The organism is Embleya sp. NPDC059237, from assembly GCF_042754105.1.
Lineage (GTDB): Bacteria > Actinomycetota > Actinomycetes > Streptomycetales > Streptomycetaceae > Embleya.
In genome coordinates, this window is record NZ_JBHZAE010000008.1 from 226278 (window position 1) to 252015 (window position 25738).

A 25738-nucleotide genomic window follows, 5' to 3' on the forward strand; every position below is an offset into this window, starting at 1 on the left:
CTCGTGCCTGGACGATAAGTCTGCTCGTGTCGGTAAGGAGTTGGTCACATGAAGGTCTTCCGCCTCGACGACCTGGACGCGGAACGCGCCTTCGAACAGGGCGCGTATCTGAGCTTCCTGCGCGAGCGCAACTTCTCGATGGGCCTGTACGCCCTGGAGCCGGGCGAGACCGACACCCAGAAGCCGCACGGGCAGGACGAGGCGTACGTGGTGATCAGCGGTCGGGCCACGCTGACCGTGGGCGACGAGTCGACCGCGGTCGCCCGCGGCAGCGTGGTGTACGTGCCGGCGAAGGTGCCGCACCACTTCCACCGGATCACCGAACCGCTGCGCGTGCTGGTGTTCTTCTCCCCGCCGGAGGCGTGAGCGCGCGACCGGACGTCCCGGCCCCTCCCGCAGGCGGCGGCTCCGCCCACCGACCGAGCGGTGTACGACAATCGCATCTCGGGATCCGACGACGGGAAGTACATCCGATGGCACTGCGCGACGAACTCTGGGCGTCGATCGAGGACGTCTACGCGGCGATCCTCGACCACCCCTTCATCCACGGACTCACCGACGGCACGCTGCCGCGCGAGGCGTTCCGGCACTACGTCGTGCAGGACTCGCACTACCTGCGCGACTACGCCAGGGCGCTCGCGGTGTGCGCGGCCAAGGCGCCGGACGAGGCGACGACCGTACAGTTCGCGCAGGACGCGGCCGGGGCGATCGCGGCGGAGCGGTCGCTGCACGAGGGCTTCATGGTCGACTTCGGCAGCTCGGTGGCCGACGCGACGGCGACCGAGCCGGTGTTGCCCAGCACCCGCGCCTACGTCAGCTACCTGATGGCCACCGTGCACAACGGCTCGTTTGCCGAGGGTGTGGCCGCGGTACTGCCCTGCTACTGGATCTACGCCCGGGTGGGTGACGCGCTGCTCGCCAAGGGTTCGCCCGACGAGTTGTACGGGCGGTGGATAGCCACGTACGGCGCCGAGGAGTTCCAGGAGACGGTGCGCGCGGTCCTGGATCTGGTGGACCGGATCGGCGAGGACCTGTCGGCGGGCGAACGGGCCCGGATGCTGGAACACTTCGCGACCACCGCGCGCTACGAGTGGATGTTCTGGGACGCCGCGTGGCGAGGCGAGCGCTGGCCGGTCTGAGCACGGGGTACGGCGGAGCGCGGCCCGGCGCACGTCGGGCCGCCGTCGCGCGGAGCGGAACCGGGCTTCCCGGGTAGGGCGTGTCCTCCCGGGGAATGTGCTCCCCTGGTGTGCACGTCTCGCGTGGGTTCGCGTGACTTGGGGGTTGGACGATGGAGACATGGCCGCGGTGGGCGCGCATCGGCGTTCCGGTGGTGGCGCTGGTGCTGCTGTGCTGGTTGCTGATCTGGCTGTTCTCGGCCTTTCTGATGGTCCTCGTCAAGGGTGTCGTGGGGTTGTTCGTGGTGATCGGCATGGTCGTGCTCGCGCGTACGGCGGTGGCCGGTCGGGGACCGCGCGATCCACTGGAGTGAACCCGGCGCTGGTCGTGCGGTCGGCGGTGTGCCAGGGTGGGGGCGCACCACACGGAGATACACGGGAGCTCGGGGCACCGGGCTGAGAGGGCGCTGAGGCCGCGCCGACCGCAGAACCTGACCGGGTAATGCCGGCGTAGGGAGCCTTTCCATGACCTCGCACGACACTTCGCTGTCCGCCGCCGGCACCGCCGCCGCGCAGACGGTCACCAGCGGTCCGATTTCCCCCGCCCACCACCGCGGCTATGTCGCCGGATCGCGCGAGGACCTGCGCGTCCCGGTGCGTACGGTGCACCTGACCAACGGCGAGACGGTTCGCCTGTACGACACGTCCGGCCCGTACACCGATCCCGCCTTCGAGGTGGACGTGCGGCGCGGTCTGCCCGCGGTGCGCGAGGCGTGGATCGACGAGCGCGGCGACACCGAGCGCTACGACGGCCGGATCGCCGATCTCACCCCGGCCGGGCTCGCGGTGCCGGGCGCGGGGGTGCGTCCCCGGCGGGCCGCCGGATCCGAGGCGGTGACCCAACTCGGCTACGCCCGGCGCGGGCTGATCACCCCGGAGATGGAGTTCGTGGCCGTCCGCGAGGGCCTGACCCCCGAGGTGGTGCGGGACGAGATCGCCGCCGGGCGGGCGGTGTTGCCCGCGAACATCAACCACCCCGAGATCGAGCCGATGGCGATCGGGAAGAACTTCCTGGTCAAGGTGAACGCGAACATCGGCAACTCGGCGGTGACCTCCTCGATCGAGGAGGAGACCGACAAGCTGGTGTGGGCGATCCGCTGGGGCGCGGACACCGTGATGGACCTGTCCACCGGCAAGGACATCCACACCACGCGCGAGTGGATCGTGCGCAACTCGCCGGTCCCGATCGGCACGGTGCCGCTGTACCAGGCGCTGGAGAAGGTGAACGGCAAGCCCGAGGAGCTGACCTGGGAGCTGTACCGGGACACCGTGATCGAGCAGTGCGAGCAGGGCGTCGACTACATGACGGTGCACGCCGGCGTGCTGCTGCGCTATGTGCCGCTGACCGCGCGGCGCAAGACCGGGATCGTCTCGCGCGGCGGCTCGATCATGGCCGCGTGGTGTCTGGCGCACCACCGGGAGAACTTCCTGTACACGCACTTCGCCGAGCTGACCGAGATCCTGCGCGCGTACGACGTGACCTACTCGCTCGGCGACGGCCTGCGTCCGGGCTCGATCGCCGACGCCAACGACGCGGCGCAGTTCGCCGAGTTGGAGACGCTGGGCGAACTGGGCCGGATCTCCCGGTCGATGGACGTCCAGGTGATGATCGAGGGCCCCGGCCACGTGCCGATGCACAAGATCAAGGAGAACGTCGACCTCCAGCAGCGCATCTGCGACGAGGCGCCGTTCTACACCCTGGGCCCGCTGACCACCGACGTGGCGCCCGGCTACGACCACATCACCTCGGCGATCGGCGCGGCGATGATCGGCATGTGGGGTACCGCGATGCTCTGCTACGTGACGCCGAAGGAGCACCTGGGCCTGCCGGACCGCGACGACGTCAAGGCGGGCGTGATCGCGTACCGGATCGCCGCGCACGCGGCCGACCTGGCCAAGGGCCACCCGGGCGCGCAGGCGTGGGACGACGCGCTCTCCGATGCCCGGTTCGAGTTCCGCTGGCAGGACCAGTTCGACCTGGCGATGGACCCGGACACGGCGCGGGCGTATCACGACGCGACGCTGCCGGCCGAGCCGGCGAAGACCGCCCACTTCTGCTCGATGTGCGGGCCGAAGTTCTGCAGCATGCGGATCTCCCACGACATCCGCGCGGAACACGGCGACGGCGTGGCGGTCGTGGCGGTCGACGCCGAGGCCGAGGCGGGCATGCGCGCCAAGTCGGCGGAGTTCGCCGCCTCGGGCAACCGGGTGTATCTGCCGCTGGCCGACTGAGTCGCGGCGAGAGCCCGCGGATCCCGGTATCCGCGGGCCGTGGCCGGACAGGCGCTAGGAGATCGCTCGGAGTCGGCCGGGGCCCGATCGGCGCAGTTGCTCCAGGCTTGTCGCCGTCGCCTCGTCCGCCGGCAGGAAGACGACCAGCTGCTGGTCGTCGCAGGCGAGTTCGAGCGTCTCCCGGTTGAGTTCGAGTCGGTGGCCCGAGGGGTGGTCGAGGCGGAGTACGCCGCGTGCGGGCACCACGTGTCGGTTCAGGCGGGTGGTGAACTCGGGTCCGGCGAGGGGCCCGAGTTCGCTGGTGATCCACTGGGAGCCCTCCGCCGAGGGGGCGAGCCAGAGGTCGAAGGCCTGCTCGTCGGCGACGACGTCCCAGTCGACGAAGAAGGTCCGCGCGGCGGGGTCGGTGAACACGTAGCGGGTGAGGTTCGGGGCGTCGGCGTCGAGCAATCCGCTCGCGCCCATGACCGACGCGTAGCCGGCGGTGTGGGCGAGCACGTAGCCCAGTCGGTTGCTCACCGCGGCGATGCCCGGTTCGAGCAGGCGAAGGGTCTCCCGAATGGTCGGGCGCACCTCCCGGGCCTGCGGCGTGGGCGTGGGCCGGGGATGGGCGGAGCATTCGCCGCCGCTGATCTTCGCGAGGTAGCGCAGGTGTACCCGTTCCGCGGGGTCGAGGCTGAGCGCGTCGGCGAGCGCGTTCACGATCGACACCGAGGGGTTGCGGTCCCGGCCCTGTTCGATGCGGGTCAGGTATTCGACGCTGATGCCGGCCCGCGCGGCGAGATCCAGGCGCCGCAGTCCCGGCGACCTGCGTCGGCCGCGGTCGGGCAGGCCCAGTGATTCCGGTTGCACGCTGTCGCGTTTGGCGCGGATGAAATCCCCCAACGGCGTACTCATGCCGCGAGCATAGGCCGCCGATCGCCGCCGGTGGAGGGCTCAGCGTGGCTCCCCGGGGGCCGGCCTGAGCGCGGTCTGGTTGCCCCCACGGCGCGGCCGGATCGTGGTGGGCATGGAGAACAAGCCCAAGCTGCTGATCATTGTCGGAAGTGTTCGCGAAGGCCGATTCGGCCCGGTCGTGACCTCGTGGTTCACCGAACAGGTGAGTGCCCACGGCGGATTCGAGGTGGATGTCGTCGATCTGGCCGAGATCGACATCCCGTTGGCGCTGCCCGCGACATCGCCCAAGGCCCCCGCCGACGAGTATCCCCGTCCGGCCGGGATGGCGCCGTTGACGTCGGCCCTCGCGAGTGCCGACGCGATCGTGCTGGTCACGCCGGAGTACAACCACAGCTATCCCGCGTCGTTGAAGGCCGCCATCGACTGGCACTTCACCCAGTGGACGGCCAAGCCCGTGGCCTTCGTCAGCTACGGCGGCGCGGCGGGTGGCCGGCACGCGGTGCTGCACCTGGAGAACGTGCTGACGGAGCTGCACGCGGTGACCATTCGCGACGGCCTGGCCTTCCCGAACTACTTCCTCACGTGGCGGGACGACCGCCCGACCGACCCCGAGGCCCCGGGCTACGCCAAGGTCCTGCTCGACCAGTTGTCCTGGTGGGCGCACGCGCTCCGGTCGGCGCGGGAGTCGACTCCGTATCCGGCATGAGGCGGGACGGCGACGGCCCGGGATCCGGGCCGTCGTCAGGCCGGCCCGGGCGGGTTCGCCTCGCCGGCGACGACGACGCCGTGCTCGTAGGCGAAGACCACCGCCTGCGCCCGGTCGCGCAGGCCCAGCTTGGCGAACATGCTGCCCATGTGGCTCTTCACGGTCGCCTCGGTGACCACGAGCCGGGCGGCGATCTCGCTGTTGGACAGGCCGCGGCCGACCAGGAACAGCGCCTCTCCCGACCTGCCACTTGCGGAGGAGTGTCGGGGTGGGGCGTCGCGGTCAGCGCGGGTCCGGGATCAGGACGACCTTGCCGGTGATCGTGCCCGACTCGGCCAGCGTCATCGCCTCCGCGGCCCGGGTCAGCGGGATGCGGGCGGCCACCTGGGGGGTGATGGTGCCCTCGGCGAGCAGGGCCAGGACCTCGGTCAGGTCGGCGCGCAGGCGGGCCCGGAACGCGGCCGGGCGGCGCTTGCCGGCCCAGATGTTGTAGAAGTGGGTGCGCCGACCGTTGGGCAGCAGGTTCCACCACAGCAGGCGGGCGATCAGCCCCAGGACCGGGAGCCGGGACGAACCGGGCCGGTCCTTCGTGGCCGCCGTTCCGTAGGAGACCAGCGTGCCGCCCCGGGCGAGCAGTCGGAACGAGTCGACGATGCCGTCCCCGCCCACGTGGTCGAACACCGCGTCGACGCCGTCGGGGGCCGACTCGCGCACCAGGGACGGCAGATCGGGCGCGCGGTAGTCGAGCGGGACGGCGCCGAGCGCGCGTACCGCGTCGTGGTGGCGCGGGGACGCGGTGCCGATCACCCGGATGCCCGCGTGCGTGGCCAGCTGGACCAGGGTCGAGCCCACACCGCCGTTGGCGCCGTGTACCAGGATCGTCTGTCCCCGGCGCACCTTCGCCACGCGGTGCAACATCTGCCACGCGGTGATCCCGTTGACCACCACCGTCTCCGCCTCGGCCGGGTCGACCTCCTCGGGCACCTCGACCAGGTCGGCGACCGGGAGCACGATCCGGCTCGACCAGCCGCCGACCTTGGTCAGCGCGGCGAAGCGGCGGCCGACGAGCGAGGCGTTCACCCGGGGGCCCGCCCGCAACACCGTGCCGACGAGGTCGTAGCCGGGCACGAACGGAAAGGGCGGCTGGTCGTAGTACTTGCCCCGGCGCATCTGCTGCTCGGCGAAGGACACGCCCGACGCCTCGACCGCGAGCAGCACCTCCCCGGGGCCCGGCTCGGCCACCGGGCGCTCGCGCACCTGCAGACCCGAGGGGTCGACGACGCCCGGGAGCACGATCTCGGTCGTGGTCTCGGCGGGGGGCCGGCCCTGGGCCCGGGCCTGGGACGTGGTCTCGATCGCACTGATGGTCATGGCATCTCCCGGGGATAGTGACTCTCAATCACCTTCGTTATAGCCTCTAACTTAAGTGCATGCCTGTAGTCCGTCAAGGTTTCCCGTGAAACACGTCGGCTAGATCGGCGCCGACCAGGTCACCGTCGTCCCGAGCCCCTCCGGCCCCGAGCCGAACTCCGCCCGCCCGCCCAACTCCTCGGCCCGGCCCGCCAGATTGGCCAGTCCGCTGCGCCGACCGCCCGGCGCGATGCCGACCCCGTCGTCGGTGACCGCCAAGGCGACGGAGCCGCCGGCCACCACCAGGCTCACCTCGACGCGCGACGCGTGCGCGTGGCGGGAGGCGTTGGACAGGATCTCGCGCAGCGCGGCGAGAAGCTGCTCGGCGACCTCGTCCGGCACGGTCGAGTCGACCGGCCCGACGAAGGTGACCGTCGGATCGAAGCCGAGCGCGGGCGCCGCCGCGCTCGCCTCGCGCAACACCCGCCCCCGGACCCCGGTCGCCCCGTCGCGCGGCGGATTCTGCAGCGCGAAGATCGTGCTGCGCACCTCGCGAATCGTCGCGTCGAGTTCGTCCACCGCCTGATTGACCCGGGTGATCACTCCCGGCACCTTGGCCAGCCGGGCCGCGCCCTGGAGCATCATCCCCGTCGCGAACAGCCGCTGGATGACCAGGTCGTGCAGGTCCCGGGCGATCCGGTCGCGATCCTCGAACACCGCCAGCCGTTCCCGATCGCGCTGCGCGCCCGCCAGCATCAGCGCGATCGCGGCCTGGCCGCCGAACGCCTGCGCCATCGAGCGCTCGGTCGCGTTGAACGGCACCGCGCCGACGCGCTTGTCCAACTCCAGCGCGCCGAGGATGCGATCGCTGGCGATCAGCGGGACGAACAGGCCCGGACCGAAGCAGCGCGACTTGGCCACCATCACGTTGGGGTCGGTGCTCATGTCCTCGATGAAGATGCTGCGCCCGGCGTTGATCGCCTCCGCGAGCGGGGTGCCCTTCTCGATCACCGTGCCGCCGAGGCCCGCCACGTCCTGGCCGGAGGTGACCTCGACCAGGTAGGAGCCGTCGGGCTGGGGCAGGTACATCGCGGCGAAGTCCGCCTCGGCCAGGCTGCGCGCCCGCTCCGCCACCACGGCCAGCGCCTCGTCCGGGTCCTGCGCGGTCAGCAGCGCCGTGGTGACGTCCGCCGAGCCCATGATCCACTTCTCCCGGCGGGCCGCGCTCTCGAACAGGCGCGCGTTCTCGATCGCGACGCCGGCCGCCGCCGCGAGTGCCCGAACCACCTGCTGGTCCTCGATGCCGAAGTCGGGTCGACCTCGCTTCTCGGTCAGGTACAGATTGCCGAACACCTCGTTGCGCACCCGGATCGGCACGCCCAGGAACGAGTGCATCGCCGGATGGTTCGGCGGGAAGCCGTAGGAGGCCGGATGCCGGGTCAGATCGTCGAGGAGCAGCGGTTCGGGACGGTCGATCAGCAGGCCCAGGATGCCCCGGCCGTGCGGGAGTTCGCCGATTCGCTCGCGGTCGGCCGGGTCGATGCCGACGGTGATGAAGTCGGACAGGTTGTTGTCGCCGCCGATCACGCCGAGCGCGGCGTAGCGGGCGTCGGCCAGGTCGGCCGCGGCCTCGACGATCCGGCGCAGCGTGGTGTGCAGGTCCAGGTCGGCGCCGACCGCGATCACCGCTTCGAGCAGGCCCTGGAGCCGGTCCCCGGTGGCCGTGGCCGCACCGAGCCGCTCGACCACCTCGGCGACGATGTCGTCCAGGGCGAGCGGGGTCGACGTGGGGGGTCGGTGGTCGGAGCGCTGGGTCTGCTCGGGTTCCTCCGGGCTGTCGCCGCCGTTCGCCATGGGTAAAGCGTACGGGTGTGAATCGGTCGGAAAGGTATCAAACCGCACGGACACGCGTACGGATCCGCGGCCGACCGTCCCGCGCCGGCCCGGGACGTCGGGGTGGGATGTCCCGCTCAGGCGCCCGCCGCGACCGGTGCCGCCACGTGCTCGCGTTCCAGGAGCGTGCGGAACTCCCCGGGCGCGATGCTCAGTTCCGCCCACGTGCCGCGCTGGCGGACGCGCCCCTCGGCCAGGACCACGATCTCGTCCACCGCGTCCAGACCGGTGAGCCGGTGGGTCACCAGGAGGGTGGTCCGGCCCCGGGTGGCGTCGAGCAGGTCGGCGGTCAGCGCGTCGGCCGTGGGCAGGTCGAGGTGTTCGGCAGGCTCGTCCAGGAGCAGGATCTCGAAGTCGGCGAGCAGCGCGCGGGCGAGCGCGAGCCGTTGCCGCTGGCCGCCGGAGAGCCGGGCGCCGTGTTCGCCGACCATCGTGTCCAACCCCTCGGGCAGGCCGTCGACCCAGTCGAGGAGCCGGGCCCGGGCCAGCGCTGCCCGCATCGCCCCCTCGTCGCAGTCCGGCCGGGCCAGCCGCAGGTTCTCCCGCAGCGAGCTGTCGAAGACGTGCGCGTCCTGGGCGCACAGCCCGATCACCCGGCGCACGTCGTCCCCGGCCGCCTCGCCGAGCGGTACACCGCCCAACGTCACCGTGCCCGCCGCCGGCTCCAGGAAGCGCAGCAGCACATTGGCCAACGTGGTTTTGCCCGACCCGCTCGGCCCGACCACCGCGAGCCGCTTGCCGGGCGTCAGGTCGAGGTCGACCCCGGCCAGGGCCGGCGGCCCGTCGGGGGTCCAGCGGGCGGACAGGTCGCGCACCCGCAACGGCCGCGGCGCGGCGGGCAGCGCGACGGGCGCGGCCGGTTCGCGCACCGGCTCCGGGGTGTCCAGCACCTCGAACACCCGTGCCGCGGCCCGCCGCGACGCCTCCAGGTGCCGGCCCGCGGCGGGCAGCACGACGGTGGCCTCGAACGCGGCCAACGGGGTGAGTACCACCAGCGCGAGCAGCACGCCGTCCAGCCGGTCGGCGTGCACCGCGGCGACGCCGACCAGGGCCGACGCCCAGACCGTCGCGCCGGCCACCAGCGCGGCCAGGCCCGCGCCGACGCCGGCGCCCCGGGCCTGGCCCGCCTCGGTCGCCCGCAGCCGGGCGTCCACCTCGGCCACCTCGGCGAGTCGGGCGGGGGCGCGGCCGGCGGCGATCAATTCGGGGGTGCCGCGCAGCAGGTCGACCACGGCGGCGGAGAGCTCGCCCCGGACGGCCGCGACCCGGCGCTCGGCCCGCCGGGCGACCCGGGCGGCCGACCACGGCACCAGCACGCCGGCGGCGAGCAGGCCCACCAGCAGCACCGCGCCGGCCTCCGGGAGCACCAGGGCCACGGTCACTACCGCGCCCGCGCCGACCACCGCCGCCACACATGCGGGCAACAGCGCCCGCAGGAAGAAGTCCTGCACCGCGTCCACGTCGGTGACCAGCCGGGACAGCAGATCCCCACGCCGGAAGGCGGGCAGCCCCGTCGGCGCCAACCGCTCCAGCCGCTCGTACACCCGAACCCGCAGCCGGGCCAGGATCCGAAACGCCGCGTCGTGCCCGATCAGCCGCTCGGCATACCGGAACACCGCACGCGAGACGCCGAAGGCCCGAACCCCGGTCACCGCGACCATCAGCGTCAGCACCGGCGGATGTTCGGACGCCCGCGAGATCAACCACGCCGAGGTGGCCATGAGCCCGACCGAACTACCGAGCGCGAGCGCCCCGCACAACACCGCCAGCGCCAGCCGGCCCCGCAACGGCCGGGCCAGCGCGAGCAGCCGCCGCCCGGGACCGGCCGGCGCGGGAGGCGCGTCGGACGGTACGGCGGACGAACCGCCCGAGCCCGAGGCCCCCGACGAAGTCACCGAGCCGGCCGCGCCCACCGCCTCCGCAGCCACCTCCGCCGACACCGCCGCGACGTCACCCGCCGCCTCCGCCGTGCGCATCGTGTCCACCCGAGCCCGAGCCGCGACCGCCGCGTGCGCCCCGACCGGCGACTCCCCGACGCCCGAGTCCCCCGCCGACGCGCCCTCGGCGACCGAGGCATCCAAGGAACCGGAGGCACCCGCGGCACCGGAGGCACCCGCGGCACCCGCCGACGAGCCCCCCACCCCCACCACCCGATCCGCCAACGGCAACAGCGCGGGCCGGTGCGCCACCAGGATCACCGTGCGCTCCACCGCCAACCGGCCGACCGCCTCGACGATGGCCGCCTCGCTGTCCCCGTCCAGGTTCGAGGTCGGCTCGTCGAGCAGCAGGATCGGCCGGTCGGCCAGGAACGCGCGGGCCAGCGCGAGGCGTTGCCGCTGCCCGGCGGACAGGCCCGCCCCGTCCTCGCCCAGCGGCGCGTCGAGGCCCCCCGCGCGCGCCACGAAGTCGGCCGCCCCCGCGTCGGCCAGCGCCCGGTCCACCTCGGCGTCGCTCGCGTCCGGCCGGGCCAGCCGTACATTCGCCCCGATCGTGCCCGCGAACAGGTAGGGCCGCTGCGGCACCCACGCGATGTGCGCCCGCCACGCCCGCGGATCGAGATCGGCCAGGTCCACCCCGCCCACCGTGACCCGCCCCGACGTCGGCCGCACGAAGCCGAGCAGCACCGCGAGCAGGGTCGACTTCCCGCACCCGCTCGGACCGGTCAGCGCCACCGTCTCGCCGGGCCGCACCGTCAGGTCCACGTCCGCCGGCGCGGCGTCCGCGCGTCCCTCGTACCGCACCGTCACCCCGTGCAGCGCCACGTCGGCCGAGCGCGGATCCGGCACCGGCGCGGTCCCGGCCGGAGCGTCCGGCGCGGTCTCCAGCACCTCGAACACCCGTTCCGCGGCGCTGACTCCCTCGACGCTCGCGTGATACTCGGCGCCGACCTGTCGCAGCGGCAGATATGCCTCGGGCGCCAGGATCAGCACCACGAGCGCGGTCTCCAGACCCAGGTCCCCGTCGACGAGGCGCAGGCCCACGCCGACCGCGACGAGCGCGACCGAGATGGTGGCGAGCAGTTCCAGGGCGAACGAGGACAGGAATGCGATTCGCAGGGTCTTGAGGGTGGCCCGGCGGTAGTCGTCGGTGATCGCCCGGATCGACGCGGCCTGGGCCTTGGCCCGCCCGAACACCTTCAGCGTCGGCAGCCCGGCGACCACGTCCAGGAAGTGCCCGGCCAGCCGGTTCAGCACGCTCCATTGCCGGTCCATGTACTTCTGCGTGGCCATCCCGATCAACGCCATGAACAGCGGGATCAGCGGGAGGGTGACCACGATCGTGGCGGCCGAGATCCAGTCGCCGAACACCACGCGCGCGAGCACCGCCACCGGCACCGTGACGGACAGCACCAACTGCGGCAGATAACGCGCGAAGTAGCCGTCCAGCGCGTCCACACCCCGGGTGGCGAGCGTGGTCAGCTCACCCGACCGCTCCCGGTTCAGCCAGGCCGGACCGAGCCGAACCACGTGCGCGAGCAGCCGCGAGCGCAACTGCGACTTCACCGCCGCCGAGGTGCGGTGCGCGACCACCTCGGTGAGCCAGGAGATCGCCGAGCGGGCCGCGATCACACCGGCCAGCAGGCCCAGCTCCGGCCACAGGTCGCCGACCCCGGCGCCCTCCTCGAAGGCCGCCACGATCACCCGGGCGAGCAGTGCCGCCTGGACGAGCACGAGACCCGCGCCCGCCGTGCCCAGCACCACCGTCAGGGCCAAAAAGCCCCGGGTGGCTCGGGCGTGGGTCAGCAGGCGCGGGTCAACAGGCTTCACGATCCGCTCTCTTCGGTACGTCGTTGCGTCTTCGGGTCGCCGCGTCGGGGCCGGCGGCCCACCGGCCCCACCGCCGAACCCCTACTTCCCCACCAGATCGGCCGCCGCCGCCCCGAACGCCGGCTTGGGCGGGATGCTCTTCGTGCTGATCCGCTTGCGGAACACCCAGTACGTCCACGCCTGGTAGCAGAGCACGATCGGGGTCATGAAGGCGGCGACCCAGGTCATGATCTTCAGCGTGTAGGGCGTCGAGGACGCGTTGTGGATGGTCAGATCCCACGCCGAGTCCAGGCTGGAGGGCATCACGCTCGGGAACAGCGACAGGAACAACATCGCCACCGCCGCGATCACCGTCAGGCCCGACATCGCGAACGCCCAGCCCTCGCGCCCGATCCGGTTCATCGCCAGCGCGCCGACCAGGGCCGCGACCGCGACGATCAGCGCGACCAGGGTACGGCCGTTGCCGTGCGCGGCCTGGGTCCAGATCAGGAACGCCGCCGCGAGCACCGCGGTGCCCAGGCCGAGGCGTGCGGCCAGCGCGCGCGCCCGTCCCCGGATGTCGCCGTCGGTCTTGAGCGCGACGAACACCGCGCCGTGGAAGGTGAACAGCACCGTGGTGACCACGCCGCCGAGCAGGGCGTACGGGTTGAGCAGGTCGAACAGGTCGCCGACGTACTCCTTGTTCCCGTCGATTTTCACCCCGCGCGTGATGTTCGCGAACGCCACGCCCCACAGGAACGCCGGCACCAGGGAACCCCAGAAGATCGCCTGCTCCCAGCCGCGCTTCCAGCGGTCCTCGTCGCGCTTGGCCCGGTACTCGAACGCCACCCCACGCAGGATCAGCGCCACCAGGATCAGCAGCAGCGGCAGGTAGAAGCCGCTGAACAGGGTCGCGTACCACTCGGGGAACGCCGCGAAGGTCGCCCCGCCCGCGGTGATCAGCCACACCTCGTTGCCGTCCCAGACCGGACCGATGGTGTTGATCAGCACCCGGCGCTCGGTCTCGTTCCGGGCCAGCACCTTCGTCAGGATGCCGACGCCGAAGTCGAAGCCCTCGAGGAAGAAGTAGCCGATCCAGAGCACGGCGATCAGCAGGAACCAGAATTCGTTGAGTCCCATGACCCTCTCCCTCTCCCCTAGTACGCGAAGGCGAGCGGCCGGTCGGCGTCCTCGCCCCCGCCCGACGGATCGTCGGGGTGCTTGTCCGCGGCCGGCTTGATCGGCTCGGGGCCGGCCTTGACATAGCGCCGGATCAGGCCGAGTTCGACCACCGCGAGCGCGCCGTAGAGCAGGGTGAACACGATCAGCGAGGTGAGCACCTCACCCGTGGACACGCTCGGCGACACTCCGGCCTCGGTCTTGAGCACCCCGAACACCAGCCACGGCTGGCGACCCATCTCGGTGAAGATCCAGCCGAACGAGTTGGCCGCGAACGGGAACGCGATGGTCCACAGGCCGACCCGGTACACCCACGGATTGCTCGGCAACTCCCGCTTGCGCCGGGTCAACCACAGCCCGACCAGGCCGATGCCCGCGGTGACCATGCCCACGCCGATCATCAGTCGGAACGACCAGTAGGTGACGAAGATGTTGGGCCGGTAGTCGCCGGGGCCGTACTTGACCACCGACTGCTCCTGGAGGTCGTTGATCCCCGGCAACTCGGCGTCGAAGTCGTTCTTGGCCAGGAAGGACAACGCGCCGGGGACCTCTATGGCGACCTTGTTGTGACCCTTTTGCACGTCGCCGTAGGAAAAGATCGAGAACGGCGCGGGCTTGGAGGTCTCCCACAGCGCCTCGGCCGAGGCCATCTTCATCGGCTGCTGGTCGTACATCAGCTTGCCCTGCATGTCACCGGTGAGCGCGAGGCCGACGCCGGCGAGTACCGACACCCACAGGCCCAGCCGGAGCGAGGGACGAAAGACCGCGACCTCGTTGCGCTTGCGCAGGTGCCAGCAGCTGATCCCGATCAGGAAGCCGCCGGCGACCAGGAACGCGGCCGGGAGGATGTGCAGGAACGCGGCGATCGCGGTGTTGTTGGTGAGCACCGCCACGAAGTCGGTCAGCTCGGCGCGGCCGGTCTCCGGGTTGATCTTGTACCCGACCGGGTGCTGCATCCACGAGTTGGCGGCCAGGATGAAGTAGGCCGACAGGATCGTGCCGATCGCGGCGGCCCAGATGGTGGCCAGGTGGATCTTCTTCGGCAGGCGGTCCCAGCCGAAGATCCACAACCCCAGGAAGGTCGACTCCAGGAAGAACGCGACCAGCGCCTCGATTGCCAGTGGGGCGCCGAAGATGTCGCCGACGAAGCGCGAGTAGTCGGACCAGTTCATCCCGAACTGGAACTCCTGCACGATGCCGGTCACCAGGCCGAGCGCGAAGTTGATCAGGAAGAGCTTGCCCCAGAACTTGGTGGCCCGGAGGTAGTGCTCCTTGCCGGTACGCACCCACGCGGTCTGCAGGCAGGCGACGAGGATGGACAAACCCATCGTCAGTGGCACGAAGAGGAAGTGGTAGACGGTCGTGATGCCGAACTGCCACCGGGCTACGTCGAGTGTTTCGACGGCGAGGTCCATGGGCCCCTCATTCCTCCTGATCGCCGGTCGTGTCCCGCCCGCGAGCGCGCGAGGCACGTTTGGTTCACGATGCACACGCCGCCCCGCGCTCCTCGCCCGACACTCCGCCGGACGAACCCGGATGAACCGGGATGGATGCGCGGGTTCAACGGGCACGACTTTGTGAATGGGTTCACAAAGTCGAGCTTGTGCATCCGTTCACAAACACTAGCGAGCCCCTCCGGGCACCCTGGAGGGGGGTGCCCGAAGGGGCTCATTTCGGCGCTCTGGCGCTACTTCTCCATGAATCGTGCCGCCTGCTCCAGGAAGATCGTGTTGGCCTCGGTCTCACCGATCGTGATCCGGCAGCCCTCGCCCTCGAACGGGCGCACCGACACCCCGGCCGCCTCGCACATCGCGGCGAATTCGCCGGTGCGCTCGCCGAGCCGCAGCCAGACGAAGTTGGCCTGCGAGTCGAACACCGTCCAGCCCTGGCCGATCAGCGTCTCCAGCACCCGGGTCCGCTCCTGGACCAACGCCTCGACCCGCTCCAGGAGTTCGGCCTCGGCGCCGACCGAGGCGATCGCCGCCACCTGGGCGAGCCGGTTCACCGCGAACGGCATCCCGGTCTTGCGCAGCTCGTCGGCCGCCGCCTCGTGCGCGATGGCGAAGCCCACCCGCAGGCCGGCCAGCCCGTACGCCTTGGAGAACGTGCGCAGCACCACCACGTTCGGCCGCTCGCGGTACAGCTCGACCCCGTCCGGCACCCGCTCGTCCCGGATGAACTCGCGGTACGCCTCGTCCAGCACGACCACCACGTGGCGCGGTACCCGGTCCAGGAACCGCTCCAGCTCGGCGCGGTGGATCACCGTGCCGGTCGGGTTGTTCGGGTTGCACACGAAGACCAGCCGGGTCCGGTCGGTGATCGCGGCGGCCATCGCGTCCAGGTCGTGGCTCTCGTCGGCGAGCAGCGGGACCATCACCGGCGTCGCCCCGGCGAGCAGCACGAGCATCGGGTACGCCTCGAACGAGCGCCACGCGAAGACGACCTCGTCGCCCTCGCCGGTCGTCGCGTTGACCAACTGCTGGGCCACGGTCACCGAACCGTTGCCCACCACGATGTGCGACGCGGGCACCCCGAACCGCTCGGCCAGCGTCTCGGCCAGCTCCGCGTTCGCGGGGTCCGGGTAGCGATTTATCTCGCCGACGGCGTCCGCCACCACCTTGTGCACGCTGGGCAGCGGCGGGTACGGGTTCTCGTTGGACGAGAGCTTGTACGCCGGTAGACCCTCGGCCGGTGCGGGCGGTCGACCCGCCTTGTAGGCGGGCACCGCCGCCAGGGCGGCCCGGAACCGCGGGGTGGTGCCGTCGTCGCTGCCTGGGGCGTTGTGCTCGGTCACGCCCGTCCTCCTCGCATACTGGTCGGGGTGCCTGGGCGCACGTCCCGGTCGTCTCACTCTATGATCCGCCGGCCCCGGAGGGGGTTCCCGGACGGAGGGCGCCCTTCGCCGAACGTTCAGGGGCAGGTATGGGGCGATACGTTTCTTCGTAAAGCAATGACATGAACCCGGCCAGGGCGGCCCATTCGCCCTAGTGTCGTGACGATGACAGCGCCAGATGTACCGCGTGTGGGGCGGCGGATCCGGGTGGGCATCCGGGACGTCGCAGCGGCTGCCGGGGTGTCGATCACGACCGTCTCCGACGCGCTCAACGGCAAGGGCCGACTGCCCGACACGACCCGTGTGCACGTGCGCGAGGTCGCCGACCGGCTGGGCTACCGCCCGTCGGCCGCCGCGCGCACCCTGCGCACCGGCCGGTCGGGGTTGCTCGGGCTGACCACGACCATGCGCTCGACGGAGCCGTTCGCGCTCACCGAGTTCGCCTGGTTCGCCGAGCTGGTGCGCTCGGCCACCGCGACCGCGCTCGACCTGGGCTACGCGCTCGTCGTGCTGCCCGCGTCCTCCCCGCACGACGTCTGGGGCAACGTCGCGCTCGACGGCACCATCGTCGTCGACCCCGCCGACGACGATCCGCTCGTGCACGAGCTGCTGCGTCGGGGCGTGCCCGTGGTCAGCGGCGGCCACCCCGGCTCCACCCCGGTCTACGGCTGGGTGGACAACGACCACGTGGCTGCCGTGCGTTCGGTGCTCGACCACCTCGCCGACGCGGGCGCCGAGCGGATCGGCCTGCTCGCCGCCGCCGACGGACCCGGCGCCGACAAGGGGGTCGCGGGCTATCGGGCGTGGTGCGCGGACCGGGGTGTGCCGGCGATCACCGAGGAGTACGAGGCCCGCACCCCCGGCGCGGGCCGGGCCGCCGCCGCCCGCCTGCTCGACCGGGGGCCCGACGCGGTGTTCGGTCTGCACGAGGGCTGCGCGGCCGAGCTGTTGGACGCGGCCCGCGAGCGTGCCCTGCGGGTGCCCGACGACCTGCTCCTGGCCTGCTGCGGCGAGGGGGCCGACCCGTCGGTGACCTCGCTGAGCCTGCAACCGGCCCTGGCCGGCGCCTGGGCGGTGGAACTGCTCGTCGGGGTGATCGAGGATGCCGGGGCCGGGCCGCTGCTGCCCGCCCAGCGCACCGTGCCCACCCGGCTCTCCGTCCGGGATTCCTCCACGCGCCGCTGACCGGTGTGTTCGCCCCGATCCGCCGCCCGGTGCCCGGCCACACCCGGGGGTGGGGGCGCCGGGGTACACGGTCGCGGGTCCACGCACAATTGAGCGTGGTCCGTTCCACCGTGCCCGCACGAGAGATACGGTCCAGGAATCATCCGAATCGGACCGGGTGAGCCGCAGCCGAACCCGGCTGTTGTGCGTCTTGGTTCACAACGGGTGTCGGAACCGCCGCCGTACGGTGGTGCCGATCTGAAGAAAGGACCCTTCTGGTGAGCAACGTCTCGGCTACACCGGCCCCCACGGGCGCCGCGGCGGAGCAGGACGCCCCGCTGTACGTGGTCGGCGACGTCCACGGTCATCTGGAGGAGCTCAAGGCCGCCCTGCGCGCCCGGGACCTGATCGACGAGGACGCGCACTGGAGCGGCGGACGCTCGCGCCTGTGGTTCCTCGGCGACTTCACCGACCGCGGCCCCGACGGCATCGGCGTGGTCGAACTGGCCATGTCGCTGGCCCGCGAGTCGGCCGAGGCCGGCGGCAGCACCCGGATGTTGCTCGGCAACCACGAGATCCTGCTCCTGGGCGTGTTCCGCTTCGGCGATCACCCGGTGCCGGTCGCGGGCGGCTCGACCACCTTCCGCGAGATCTGGCTGCGCAACGGCGGCATGCAGTCCGACCTGGAGCGCTTCACCGACGAACAGGCCGACTGGCTGGCCGGGCAGCCGGTGGCCGCGGTGGTCGACGGGCACCTGCTGATCCACTCCGACAGCAACGCCTACCTCGAATACGGCGACACCATCGAGGAGGTGGACGGCGCCGTCGCGGACATACTGCGCGAGCCGGACCCGCTCTCGTGGTGGGACCTGTTCCGCAACCTGACCCGGCGCGGCGCGTTCATGGGCGAGGTCGGCCCGTACGCGGCGGCCGATCTGCTCAGCGAACTGGGCGGGCGGCGGATCGTGCACGGCCACACCCCGATCCCGTACCAGACGGGCGAGGACCCCTCGACGATCGCCGGACCGCGCGTGTACGCGGACGGTCAGGTGGTCAACCTGGACGGCGGCATCTACCTCGGCGGCCCGTGCCTGGTCGCGCGGTTGCCGCTGACCGCCCCCGAACCGGGCGTGCTGCCCAGCGCGTTGGAGGAGACGCAGGGTCGGGTGTACGACCTGGGCGATCTGGCCGCCGACCCCGGGGACGAGTGACCGTCGTAGGGAACTCCCTGCCCAAAAGGCGGAGGTGCACCCTATCATCAATAGGTATCCGCCTCGACACCGTCAGGTGCTTTTGCGGGTCGTTGATCCACCGACAGCTTGCACGGGTCCCCTGACGGGCCCGGCGGACGCGGGAAACGCCCGCGCGGCCTCATTCGGGGGATCCGATGCAACACTGGTTTGGAAGTGACGAGCACCGCCGCCAGTACGAGCAGTTCGTCGACGACGCACTGCACCTGGAGGAAACCCTCTCCGGTCTCGCGGCGGTACCCAACCTGAACGTCGAGCAACTGCGGACGGCCACGTTGGACGCGACCCCGTCGATCGCCGAGACGGCGCGCGACGAATACGACCGGTACGAACGTACGGAGCAGCGCTTCGAGTCGGGCATCCGACCGGACTTCGGCGCCTCGATGATCGAGGCGGGCGAGAGCTTCGGCTGGTTCGCCCTCGCCACGGCGATGGCGGTGATCGTGGCCGGCATCTCGGCGGTCGTCTTCCTGATCGTGGGCTACGTGCTGTTGCCGCTCACGATGGACGACCCGGGCATGCAGCACACGATGCAACTCGCCTCGATCGCGGCGATCGGCATCTCGCTCGGGGCGGCGGCGATCGGGGGACTCGCCATGCTCGCGGTGGCCGCGCGCAACCGGGCGCGGCCGACCGGGGAGGTCGAGGTGTACCTGGCGCGCGAGGAATGGCGCCGGGCGATCCTGCACCGCGGCATTCTGCCGTTCATGCGCTCGCGCCTGCGCGAGGCCTCGGACGAGGGCACCACGCTCCTGGGCTGACCCCGCCGGCACCGATCCGCCCGCCCACCCGCCCCGGGTGGGCGGGTCGGATCGCGCCGGCGGCACCGAGTCGGGCGACCGGGCCACACAATGGGCGACATGGTCGGCAAACGCGGCAAGGTCACCGGGGGAATCGGCCCCGGTCTGGTGGGCGAGGTCATGATCGAGGTACGCGGTGGGGTGGAGGCGTTCCTCGCGTACTCCGCGCTGCCCGGGGAGGAGCACGCCGTGGGGGAGCTGGTGGTGATCGTGGAGTATCTGCCGCCGCGCACGGTGTACGTGGCGTCGGCCTTCGGCTGACCCGCGGATCGGCCCGGCCCGGCTTCGCGACGGGCGGCAACTGCCCCTGGGGAGCTCCCTCTTGGCGGCTTTGTGCCCGGCGAGGACACTCCGAGTCAGGCCGAAGGGGGAATGCTCCGTGCTCTACACCGTGCTCATCGTGCTCGGTCTGCTCATCGTCCTGGTCGTTGTCTTCAAGCTCATGTGGCGCGTCGCCGAGCCCAACGAGGCGCTGGTCATCTCCGGTTCCCGGCATCACACCGAGGGACTCGGCGAGGGCATGGGGTTTCGCATCGTCACCGGGCGCGGCACGCTCGTCCTGCCGTTCGTGCAGGCCGTACGCAAGCTCTCGCTCGACCTGAACGAGGCCGAGCTCAGCGTCGAATGTGTGACCACGCAGGGCATCCCGCTGCGGGTGCAGAGCGTGGTCATCTTCAAGATCGGCGACGACTACGTCTCGATCGCCAACGCGGCCAGGCGCTTTTTGGACCAGCAGAAGCAAATGGAGTCCCGGGTCCGCAAGGTGCTGGCCGGCCATCTGCGCTCGATCGTCGGCGGGCTGACCGTCGAGGACATGATCCGGGACCGGGAGAAGCTCACCGCGCATGTGCGCGCGGCGTCGGGGTCGGACATGGAAAAGCTCGGGCTGATCGTGGACAGCCTGCAGATCCAGGAGATCGAGGACCCGACGGGCTACATCAAGAACATGGCCGCGCCGCACACCGCGGCGGTGGTCCGCGACGCGCGGATCGCCGAGGCGCTGGCCACCCGCAAGGCCACCGAAGCCGAGCAGGAGGCCAAGGCGCGGATGGCCCAGGCCACCCGGGACAGCGAGATCCAGCAGGCCGGCTACCAGGCCGAGCGGGACGAGGCCGGCGCGCGCGCGGCGCAGGCGGGCCCACTGGCCGACGCCGCCGCCAAGCAGGAGGTGGTGGTCCAGGAGACCCGGGTCGCCGAGCTGGAGGCCATGCGGCGCGAGCAACAGCTCCAGGCGGACGTACGCAAGCCGGCCGACGCGAAGGCGTACGAGATCCGCACCCGGGCCCAGGCCGAGCGCGACGCGCGGATCTCGGCGGCCGAGGCGAACGCCCGTGAGACCGAACTGGCCGCGATCGCCGACGCGGAGGCGACCAAGGTACGCGGTCTGGCCGCCGCCGAGGCCACGCTGGCCACCGGCAAGGCGCAGGCCGAGGCGGCCAAGGCCAAGGGCCTCGCCGAGGCGGCGGCCATCGCGGCCCGCGCGGCGGCGCTCGCGGAGAACCAGGAGGCCGTGGTCGCCCAACAACTCGCCGAGAACTGGCCGGAGATCGTTCGCGCCGGCGCCGAGGCATTCGGCAACGTCGACCACATGGTCCTGCTCAACGGCGGCGACGGGCTCGGCGACCTCTTCGCCAAGGCCCTCACCATGGGCGGCACCGGCCTCGGCATAGCCCGCCAACTCCTGTCCAACACGAACGGCACCAACGGCACCGCCCCCAAGCCCGACCCGCTCCCGACCGACTCGGTCCGCATCGAGGTCGAAATCGACGAGCCCCCCACCCCCGAACCGCTCACCAAGTCCTCGGAAACCTGACCCGCACGCCCACACGGCCGGACCCCACGATCGGGGCCCGGCCGTCGGCCCCCACCCGTGTTCCGGGCCCGACCCGGGGCGCCGCCGACTACCTGCGCTTCTCGGCCTTTTGGCGGGCCACGTACGCGGCGGCCTGGGTGCGGCGTTCCATGCCGAGTTTGGCCAGGAGGGCGGAGACGTAGTTCTTGACCGTCTTCTCGGCCAGGTGCATCTCGGCGCCGATCTGGCGGTTGGTCATGCCCTCGCCGATCAGGTCCAGGATCCGGCGCTCCTGGTCGCTGAGCGCGGCCAGGCGTTCGTCGCCGCGATCGCCGCCGCGCAGCCGTTCCAGCACGCGGGTGGTGGCCGCCGGGTCGAGCAGGGACCTGCCCGCGGCCACGTCGCGGACCGCGCCGACCAGGTCCGAGCCGCGGATGTCCTTGAGCACGTAGCCGGACGCGCCCGCCATGATCGCGTCGAACAGCGCCTCGTCGTCGGAGAACGAGGTGAGCATCAGACAGCGCACGTCGGGCAGTTGCGAGCGGATCTCGCGGCACACCTCGACCCCGCTGCCGTCCGGCAGCCGGACGTCGAGCACCGCGACCTGCGGCCGGGTCGCCGGGATGCGTACCAGCGCCTCGGCGGCGGTGCCCGCCTCGCCGACCACGTCGATGTCCGCCTCGATCGACAACAACTCGTGGACGCCCCGGCGTACCACTTCGTGATCATCGAGGAGAAATACCCGAATGCTTCCCTGATCAGTCACTTGTACAGGTTCCCACGCGCTCTCGGTGGTCGCTCTGTGATGCCGCCGCATGGGCGGTTCGGGTCCGACACGCCGGCCATTTGTCGGAGAACCACAAAGGGGGCCGCCACGTTCGGGCCGGTCGCCACTACGTCCCGGCCGGACTGGTGGGTAACGTTGCGGTGTGCGGTTTCCGAACCGCATGCCTGTGCGCAGGCGCCTCCCGGATTCACTCGGGAATTCCTAGGAAATCCTAGGAAGTACAGCCACCAATCGCCGTGTCTGCACATCAAGGTAGCCGCGCACACCCCGCGCGGAACCGGGCCCGGCGATCCGGACCCGGTCCACGGCGACCCCGCGGACCGGACAGACGGAGGAGAGAACGTGGCAGTGGACAGTACGGACGGGACTTTGTTTCCGCCCGATTCCGGAGCCGGTCCCGAGCTGATCCAGTTGCTCACCCCGGAGGGCGAGCGGGTCGAGCATCCGGATTACGCGGTCGACCTCTCGGACGACGAATACCTGGCGCTGTACCGCGACCTGGTGCTGGTGCGCCGCTTCGACGCCGAGGCCACCGCCCTCCAGCGGCAGGGCGAGTTGGGCCTGTGGGCCTCCCTGCTCGGCCAGGAGGCCGCGCAGATCGGTTCGGGGCGCGCGCTGCGTTCGAACGACTATGTGTTTCCCACGTACCGTGAACACGGCGTCGCATGGTGTCGCGGTGTCGATCCGCTGAATCTGCTCGGGATGTTCCGCGGCGTCAACAACGGCGGTTGGGATCCACGCGAGAACAATTTCCATCTCTACACGATCGTCATCGGCGCACAGAGTCTGCACGGCGTCGGATACGCGATGGGTGTGCAGCGTGACGGAACCGATGGCGCGGTCGTCACCTATTTCGGCGACGGCGCCTCCAGCCAGGGCGACGTCAACGAGGCATTCACCTTCGCGGCCGTGTTCAACGCCCCCGTGGTGTTCTTCTGCCAGAACAATCAGTGGGCGATCTCCGAACCCACCGAACGCCAGATGAAGGTGCCGCTGTATCGGCGCGCCGCCGGATTCGGATTTCCCGGAGTTCGGGTCGACGGTAACGACGTGCTCGCGTGCCTTGCGGTGACCAGGGCGGCCCTGGACCGGGCCCGGCGCGGCGAGGGCCCGATGCTGATCGAGGCGTTCACCTACCGCATGGGCGCGCACACCACCTCCGACGACCCGACCCGATATCGGTTGAGCGCGGAGCTCGAGGAGTGGAAGCTCAAGGACCCGATCGAACGCCTCAAGGCGTTCCTGCACAAGCAGGGCATCGGCGATGCCGCCTTCTTCGCCGATCTGGAGGCGGAGAGCGAGGAATTGGGCAAGCGCGTGCGCAATGGCGTACGCACCATGCCGGACCCGGATCCGGCCTCCATCATGTTCGCGAATGTCTACGCCGAGCCGCACCCGCTCGTGGAACGGGAACGGGCCGAGTTCGAGGCTTATCACGCGTCCTTCGTCGACGCCGGGGAGGACGGGCACTGATGGCTCCCGCACAGTCGACGGGCACGACCCGTCAGATGTCGATGGTGCAGGCGCTCAACACGGGACTGCGCAGGTCCCTGGAGAGCGACCCCAAGGTTTTGATCATGGGCGAGGACATCGGCAAGCTCGGCGGTGTCTTCCGGGTCACCGACGGGCTGCAGAAGGACTTCGGCGAGGACCGGGTGGTGGACACCCCGCTGGCCGAGTCCGGCATCGTGGGCACCGCGATCGGCCTCGCCCTCGCGGGCTACCGGCCGGTCGTGGAGATCCAGTTCGACGGTTTCGTCTTCCCCGCCTACGACCAGATCGTCACCCAGCTCGCCAAGATGCACGCCCGCTCCCTGGGCTACGTGCGGCTGCCGATCGTCATCCGCATCCCCTTCGGCGGCGGCATCGGCGCGGTCGAGCACCACAGCGAGTCGCCCGAGGCGTACTTCGCGCACACCGCGGGCCTGCGCGTGGTGGCGTGCTCGAACCCCGTCGACGCCTACTGGATGATCCAGCAGGCGATCGCCTCCGACGACCCGGTGATCTTCCTGGAGCCCAAGCGGCGCTACTGGACCAAGGCCGAGGTGGACACCGCCGCGACCCCGGGATCGCTGTACGACTCGCGCGTGGTGCGCTCCGGCGACGCGTGCACCGTGGTCGCCTACGGCCCGATGGTGGCCACGTGCCTGGAGGCCGCCGCCGCGGCCGCCGAGGAGGGGCGCGAGCTGGAGGTGATCGACCTGCGCTCGGTGTCCCCGCTGGACTTCGACGCGATCGAGGAGTCGGTCAAGCGCACCGGACACCTGGTGGTCGTCCACGAGGCCCCGTCGTTCCTGGGCATCGGCGCGGAGGTGGCCGCGACCATCACCGAGCGCTGCTTCTACCACCTTCAGGCACCGGTGTTGCGGGTCGGCGGCTATCACACGCCGTACCCGCCGTCCCGGGTCGAGGAGGAGTACCTCCCCGACCTCGACCGTGTGCTCGATGCCGTCGACCGCTCCCTGGCCTGGTGAGGAACCCCGTGTCCGAGGTGAAGAAGTTCCTGATGCCCGACGTCGGCGAGGGCCTGGAGGAGGCCGACATCGTCGTCTGGCACGTCAAGGCCGGCGACGAGGTGCACGACGGCCAGATCATGGTCGAGGTGGAGACGGCCAAGGCGCTGGTCGAACTGCCGTGTCCGTACGACGGGGTGGTGACCGAACTGCTGGCCGCCGAGGGCGACACGGTCGCGGTCGGCGCGCCGATCATCGCGGTCGCGCCCGCGGGCACCGCCGTGGCCGCGGCCGAGCCGGAGCGGGAGCAGGCCCTCGCGGCCGACCTCGTCCCGGAGCCGGTCGCCGCGCCGGTCGCCGAGGCGCCGGCCCCGAGCGCCGCGCCGGCCCCGACCGAGGAGGCGGGCAAGGAGAAGGGCAAGGAGACCCGCACGGCGGTACTCGTCGGCTACGGCGTACGCACCAGCAGCGGCAAACGGCGACCCCGCAGGGCCGACGCCACGGCGCCGACGAACGGAGCGGCCCGCCCCGCCCCGGCCGGCGGCTCCCTCGCCCTCGCCAAGCCGCCGGTTCGCAAGCTGGCCCGGGACCTGGGCGTGGACCTCGCGTCGGTACAGCCCTCCGGCCCCGGCGGCACCGTCACCCGCGAGGACGTGCACGCCGCCGCCCGCCCGGCGCCGGCGCCGGCGCCTGCGGCGCAGCCGTTCCAGGCGACCGGACCGGGCGAGACGATCGCCGGCGAGCGGCGCATCCCGGTCAAGGGAGTGCGCAAGGCGACCGCGCAGGCGATGGTGGCCAGCGCGTTCTCCGCGCCGCACGTCACCGAGTGGGTGACGGTGGACGTGACCCGCTCCGTCAAACTCGTGCGCAAGCTGCGCGAGCTGCCCGACTTCGCGGGCGCCAAGGTGAGCCCGCTGCTCCTGGTCGCCCGGGCGCTGCTGGTGGCGATCGCCCGGCACCCGGAGATCAACGCCTCCTGGGACGAGGCGAACCAGGAGATCGTCGTCCGGGACCGGATCAACCTGGGCATTGCCGCGGCCACCCCGCGCGGCCTGATCGTGCCGAACATCAAGGACGCGGGCGGCAAGAGCCTGACCGCGCTCGCCGGCGCGCTCACCGAGCTGGTGGCCACCGCGCGGGAGGGCCGCACCTCGCCCGCCGACCTGGCCCGCGGCACGGTCACCATCACCAACGTGGGCGTGTTCGGGGTGGACGGCGGCACACCGATCCTCAACCCGGGCGAGGCCGCGATCCTGGCGGTGGGCGCGATCCGGGAGCAGCCGTGGGTGCACAAGGGCAAGGTCAAGCCCCGGCAGGTGACCACGCTGTCGTTGTCGTTCGACCACCGCATGGTGGACGGCGAGTTGGGCTCGCGCGTGCTGGCCGACGTGGCGCAGATGCTGGAGCGGCCGAAGTTGCTGTTCGTGCGCGGCTGATCCCCGGGTTGCGGACTTCGTCCGGCCGGGCCCTGTTCGGGG

Annotated in this window: 22 protein-coding genes and 1 riboswitch; of the genes, 13 read left to right on the forward strand and 9 right to left on the reverse strand. The window is 71.5% G+C overall.

Going from position 1 to position 25738, the window contains the following annotated elements; translation table 11 throughout:
* Positions 1 to 48 precede the first annotated feature (48 nt).
* The 4 genes from ACFXKZ_RS25795 to thiC all read left to right on the forward strand — a co-directional run bounded on the left by ACFXKZ_RS25795 (position 49) and on the right by thiC (position 3410).
* Entirely contained in the window at positions 49 to 366 is a 318-nt protein-coding gene (locus ACFXKZ_RS25795; protein WP_078976269.1) for a cupin domain-containing protein, read from the forward strand.
* 107 nt (positions 367 to 473) lie between these two features.
* The gene (gene tenA / locus ACFXKZ_RS25800; protein ID WP_078976268.1) at positions 474 to 1139 is read left to right on the forward strand and encodes a thiaminase II; all 666 of its coding nucleotides are present in this window, start codon (positions 474 to 476) and stop codon (positions 1137 to 1139) included.
* 152 nt (positions 1140 to 1291) lie between these two features.
* On the forward strand, positions 1292 to 1492 hold the full coding sequence (locus ACFXKZ_RS25805; RefSeq protein ID WP_380003348.1) for a hypothetical protein: 201 nt from the start codon (positions 1292 to 1294) through the stop codon (positions 1490 to 1492).
* A gap of 51 nt (positions 1493 to 1543) precedes the next feature.
* Positions 1544 to 1652, forward strand: a riboswitch (TPP riboswitch).
* The gene (gene thiC, locus ACFXKZ_RS25810; protein WP_380003349.1) at positions 1644 to 3410 is read left to right on the forward strand and encodes a phosphomethylpyrimidine synthase ThiC; all 1767 of its coding nucleotides are present in this window, start codon (positions 1644 to 1646) and stop codon (positions 3408 to 3410) included. (Overlaps the previous riboswitch by 9 nt.)
* Before the next feature lie 54 nt (positions 3411 to 3464).
* On the opposite strand, the gene ACFXKZ_RS25815 is transcribed toward thiC, so the two are convergent.
* Positions 3465 to 4307 (reverse strand): helix-turn-helix domain-containing protein, encoded by an 843-nt coding sequence (locus tag ACFXKZ_RS25815; protein ID WP_380003350.1) that lies wholly within the window; start codon positions 4305 to 4307, stop codon positions 3465 to 3467.
* Positions 4308 to 4419: 112 nt separating this feature from the next.
* Here ACFXKZ_RS25815 and ACFXKZ_RS25820 point away from each other — a divergent pair, with 112 nt between their 5' ends.
* Positions 4420 to 5013, forward strand: coding sequence for an NADPH-dependent FMN reductase (locus tag ACFXKZ_RS25820; protein WP_380003351.1), 594 nt, complete (start codon positions 4420 to 4422; stop codon positions 5011 to 5013).
* 35 nt (positions 5014 to 5048) lie between these two features.
* Here the strand turns inward: ACFXKZ_RS25820 and ACFXKZ_RS25825 are convergent, their stop codons facing one another.
* The 7 genes from ACFXKZ_RS25825 to hisC all read right to left on the reverse strand — a co-directional run bounded on the left by ACFXKZ_RS25825 (position 5049) and on the right by hisC (position 15975).
* Positions 5049 to 5243 carry a response regulator transcription factor gene (locus tag ACFXKZ_RS25825; RefSeq protein ID WP_380003532.1) on the reverse strand — a complete coding sequence of 65 codons (195 nt, stop codon included), beginning with the start codon at positions 5241 to 5243 and terminating at the stop codon, positions 5049 to 5051.
* A 52-nt stretch (positions 5244 to 5295) separates the two neighbouring features.
* Complete coding sequence (locus ACFXKZ_RS25830) at positions 5296 to 6384, reverse strand: medium chain dehydrogenase/reductase family protein (protein WP_380003352.1); 1089 nt, start codon at positions 6382 to 6384, stop codon at positions 5296 to 5298.
* 99 nt (positions 6385 to 6483) lie between these two features.
* On the reverse strand, positions 6484 to 8217 hold the full coding sequence (locus tag ACFXKZ_RS25835; RefSeq protein ID WP_380003353.1) for a GAF domain-containing protein: 1734 nt from the start codon (positions 8215 to 8217) through the stop codon (positions 6484 to 6486).
* A gap of 116 nt (positions 8218 to 8333) precedes the next feature.
* On the reverse strand, positions 8334 to 12023 hold the full coding sequence (cydD, locus tag ACFXKZ_RS25840; RefSeq protein WP_380003354.1) for a thiol reductant ABC exporter subunit CydD: 3690 nt from the start codon (positions 12021 to 12023) through the stop codon (positions 8334 to 8336).
* Positions 12024 to 12104: 81 nt separating this feature from the next.
* Positions 12105 to 13142: a cytochrome d ubiquinol oxidase subunit II gene (gene cydB / locus ACFXKZ_RS25845; RefSeq protein ID WP_380003355.1), complete on the reverse strand. Its 1038-nt coding sequence runs from the start codon at positions 13140 to 13142 to the stop codon at positions 12105 to 12107.
* Positions 13143 to 13159: 17 nt separating this feature from the next.
* Positions 13160 to 14596 (reverse strand): cytochrome ubiquinol oxidase subunit I, encoded by a 1437-nt coding sequence (locus tag ACFXKZ_RS25850; protein WP_380003356.1) that lies wholly within the window; start codon positions 14594 to 14596, stop codon positions 13160 to 13162.
* Between the two features lie 272 nt (positions 14597 to 14868).
* Positions 14869 to 15975 carry a histidinol-phosphate transaminase gene (hisC, locus tag ACFXKZ_RS25855; protein ID WP_380003357.1) on the reverse strand — a complete coding sequence of 369 codons (1107 nt, stop codon included), beginning with the start codon at positions 15973 to 15975 and terminating at the stop codon, positions 14869 to 14871.
* Between the two features lie 204 nt (positions 15976 to 16179).
* Between hisC and ACFXKZ_RS25860 the strand changes: the two genes are divergently transcribed.
* The 5 genes from ACFXKZ_RS25860 to ACFXKZ_RS25880 all read left to right on the forward strand — a co-directional run bounded on the left by ACFXKZ_RS25860 (position 16180) and on the right by ACFXKZ_RS25880 (position 21041).
* Positions 16180 to 17199 (forward strand): LacI family DNA-binding transcriptional regulator, encoded by a 1020-nt coding sequence (locus ACFXKZ_RS25860; RefSeq protein ID WP_380003358.1) that lies wholly within the window; start codon positions 16180 to 16182, stop codon positions 17197 to 17199.
* Between the two features lie 257 nt (positions 17200 to 17456).
* Positions 17457 to 18389 carry a metallophosphoesterase family protein gene (locus ACFXKZ_RS25865; protein WP_380003359.1) on the forward strand — a complete coding sequence of 311 codons (933 nt, stop codon included), beginning with the start codon at positions 17457 to 17459 and terminating at the stop codon, positions 18387 to 18389.
* Positions 18390 to 18565: 176 nt separating this feature from the next.
* Positions 18566 to 19189, forward strand: coding sequence for a hypothetical protein (locus tag ACFXKZ_RS25870; protein WP_078976257.1), 624 nt, complete (start codon positions 18566 to 18568; stop codon positions 19187 to 19189).
* 90 nt (positions 19190 to 19279) lie between these two features.
* Positions 19280 to 19489, forward strand: coding sequence for a hypothetical protein (locus ACFXKZ_RS25875; RefSeq protein WP_126640305.1), 210 nt, complete (start codon positions 19280 to 19282; stop codon positions 19487 to 19489).
* 181 nt (positions 19490 to 19670) lie between these two features.
* Complete coding sequence (locus ACFXKZ_RS25880; RefSeq protein ID WP_380003534.1) at positions 19671 to 21041, forward strand: flotillin family protein; 1371 nt, start codon at positions 19671 to 19673, stop codon at positions 21039 to 21041.
* Between the two features lie 88 nt (positions 21042 to 21129).
* On the opposite strand, the gene ACFXKZ_RS25885 is transcribed toward ACFXKZ_RS25880, so the two are convergent.
* Positions 21130 to 21786, reverse strand: coding sequence for a response regulator (locus tag ACFXKZ_RS25885; protein ID WP_380003360.1), 657 nt, complete (start codon positions 21784 to 21786; stop codon positions 21130 to 21132).
* Positions 21787 to 22149: 363 nt separating this feature from the next.
* Here ACFXKZ_RS25885 and pdhA point away from each other — a divergent pair, with 363 nt between their 5' ends.
* The 3 genes from pdhA to ACFXKZ_RS25900 are packed head-to-tail and all read left to right on the forward strand — an operon-like array spanning position 22150 to position 25696.
* Positions 22150 to 23280, forward strand: coding sequence for a pyruvate dehydrogenase (acetyl-transferring) E1 component subunit alpha (gene pdhA, locus ACFXKZ_RS25890; protein ID WP_380003361.1), 1131 nt, complete (start codon positions 22150 to 22152; stop codon positions 23278 to 23280).
* 35 nt (positions 23281 to 23315) lie between these two features.
* Positions 23316 to 24281 carry an alpha-ketoacid dehydrogenase subunit beta gene (locus tag ACFXKZ_RS25895; protein WP_380003535.1) on the forward strand — a complete coding sequence of 322 codons (966 nt, stop codon included), beginning with the start codon at positions 23316 to 23318 and terminating at the stop codon, positions 24279 to 24281.
* Between the two features lie 32 nt (positions 24282 to 24313).
* The gene (locus ACFXKZ_RS25900) at positions 24314 to 25696 is read left to right on the forward strand and encodes a dihydrolipoamide acetyltransferase family protein (protein ID WP_380003536.1); all 1383 of its coding nucleotides are present in this window, start codon (positions 24314 to 24316) and stop codon (positions 25694 to 25696) included.
* Positions 25697 to 25738: the final 42 nt, after the last annotated feature.

Coding starts and splice junctions, on each gene's coding strand:
- ACFXKZ_RS25795 (WP_078976269.1), top strand. CDS start 49: ATGAAGGTCTTCCGCCTCGACGACCTGGACGCGGAACGCGCCTTCGAA.
- ACFXKZ_RS25875 (WP_126640305.1), top strand. CDS start 19,280: ATGGGCGACATGGTCGGCAAACGCGGCAAGGTCACCGGGGGAATCGGC.
- ACFXKZ_RS25870 (WP_078976257.1), top strand. CDS start 18,566: ATGCAACACTGGTTTGGAAGTGACGAGCACCGCCGCCAGTACGAGCAG.
- ACFXKZ_RS25860 (WP_380003358.1), top strand. CDS start 16,180: ATGACAGCGCCAGATGTACCGCGTGTGGGGCGGCGGATCCGGGTGGGC.
- ACFXKZ_RS25850 (WP_380003356.1), bottom strand. CDS start 14,596: ATGGACCTCGCCGTCGAAACACTCGACGTAGCCCGGTGGCAGTTCGGC.
- ACFXKZ_RS25900 (WP_380003536.1), top strand. CDS start 24,314: ATGCCCGACGTCGGCGAGGGCCTGGAGGAGGCCGACATCGTCGTCTGG.
- cydB (WP_380003355.1), bottom strand. CDS start 13,142: ATGGGACTCAACGAATTCTGGTTCCTGCTGATCGCCGTGCTCTGGATC.
- tenA (WP_078976268.1), top strand. CDS start 474: ATGGCACTGCGCGACGAACTCTGGGCGTCGATCGAGGACGTCTACGCG.
- ACFXKZ_RS25815 (WP_380003350.1), bottom strand. CDS start 4,307: ATGAGTACGCCGTTGGGGGATTTCATCCGCGCCAAACGCGACAGCGTG.
- ACFXKZ_RS25820 (WP_380003351.1), top strand. CDS start 4,420: ATGGAGAACAAGCCCAAGCTGCTGATCATTGTCGGAAGTGTTCGCGAA.
- ACFXKZ_RS25895 (WP_380003535.1), top strand. CDS start 23,316: ATGTCGATGGTGCAGGCGCTCAACACGGGACTGCGCAGGTCCCTGGAG.
- ACFXKZ_RS25830 (WP_380003352.1), bottom strand. CDS start 6,384: ATGACCATCAGTGCGATCGAGACCACGTCCCAGGCCCGGGCCCAGGGC.
- ACFXKZ_RS25880 (WP_380003534.1), top strand. CDS start 19,671: ATGTGGCGCGTCGCCGAGCCCAACGAGGCGCTGGTCATCTCCGGTTCC.
- thiC (WP_380003349.1), top strand. CDS start 1,644: ATGACCTCGCACGACACTTCGCTGTCCGCCGCCGGCACCGCCGCCGCG.
- ACFXKZ_RS25805 (WP_380003348.1), top strand. CDS start 1,292: ATGGAGACATGGCCGCGGTGGGCGCGCATCGGCGTTCCGGTGGTGGCG.
- ACFXKZ_RS25835 (WP_380003353.1), bottom strand. CDS start 8,217: ATGGCGAACGGCGGCGACAGCCCGGAGGAACCCGAGCAGACCCAGCGC.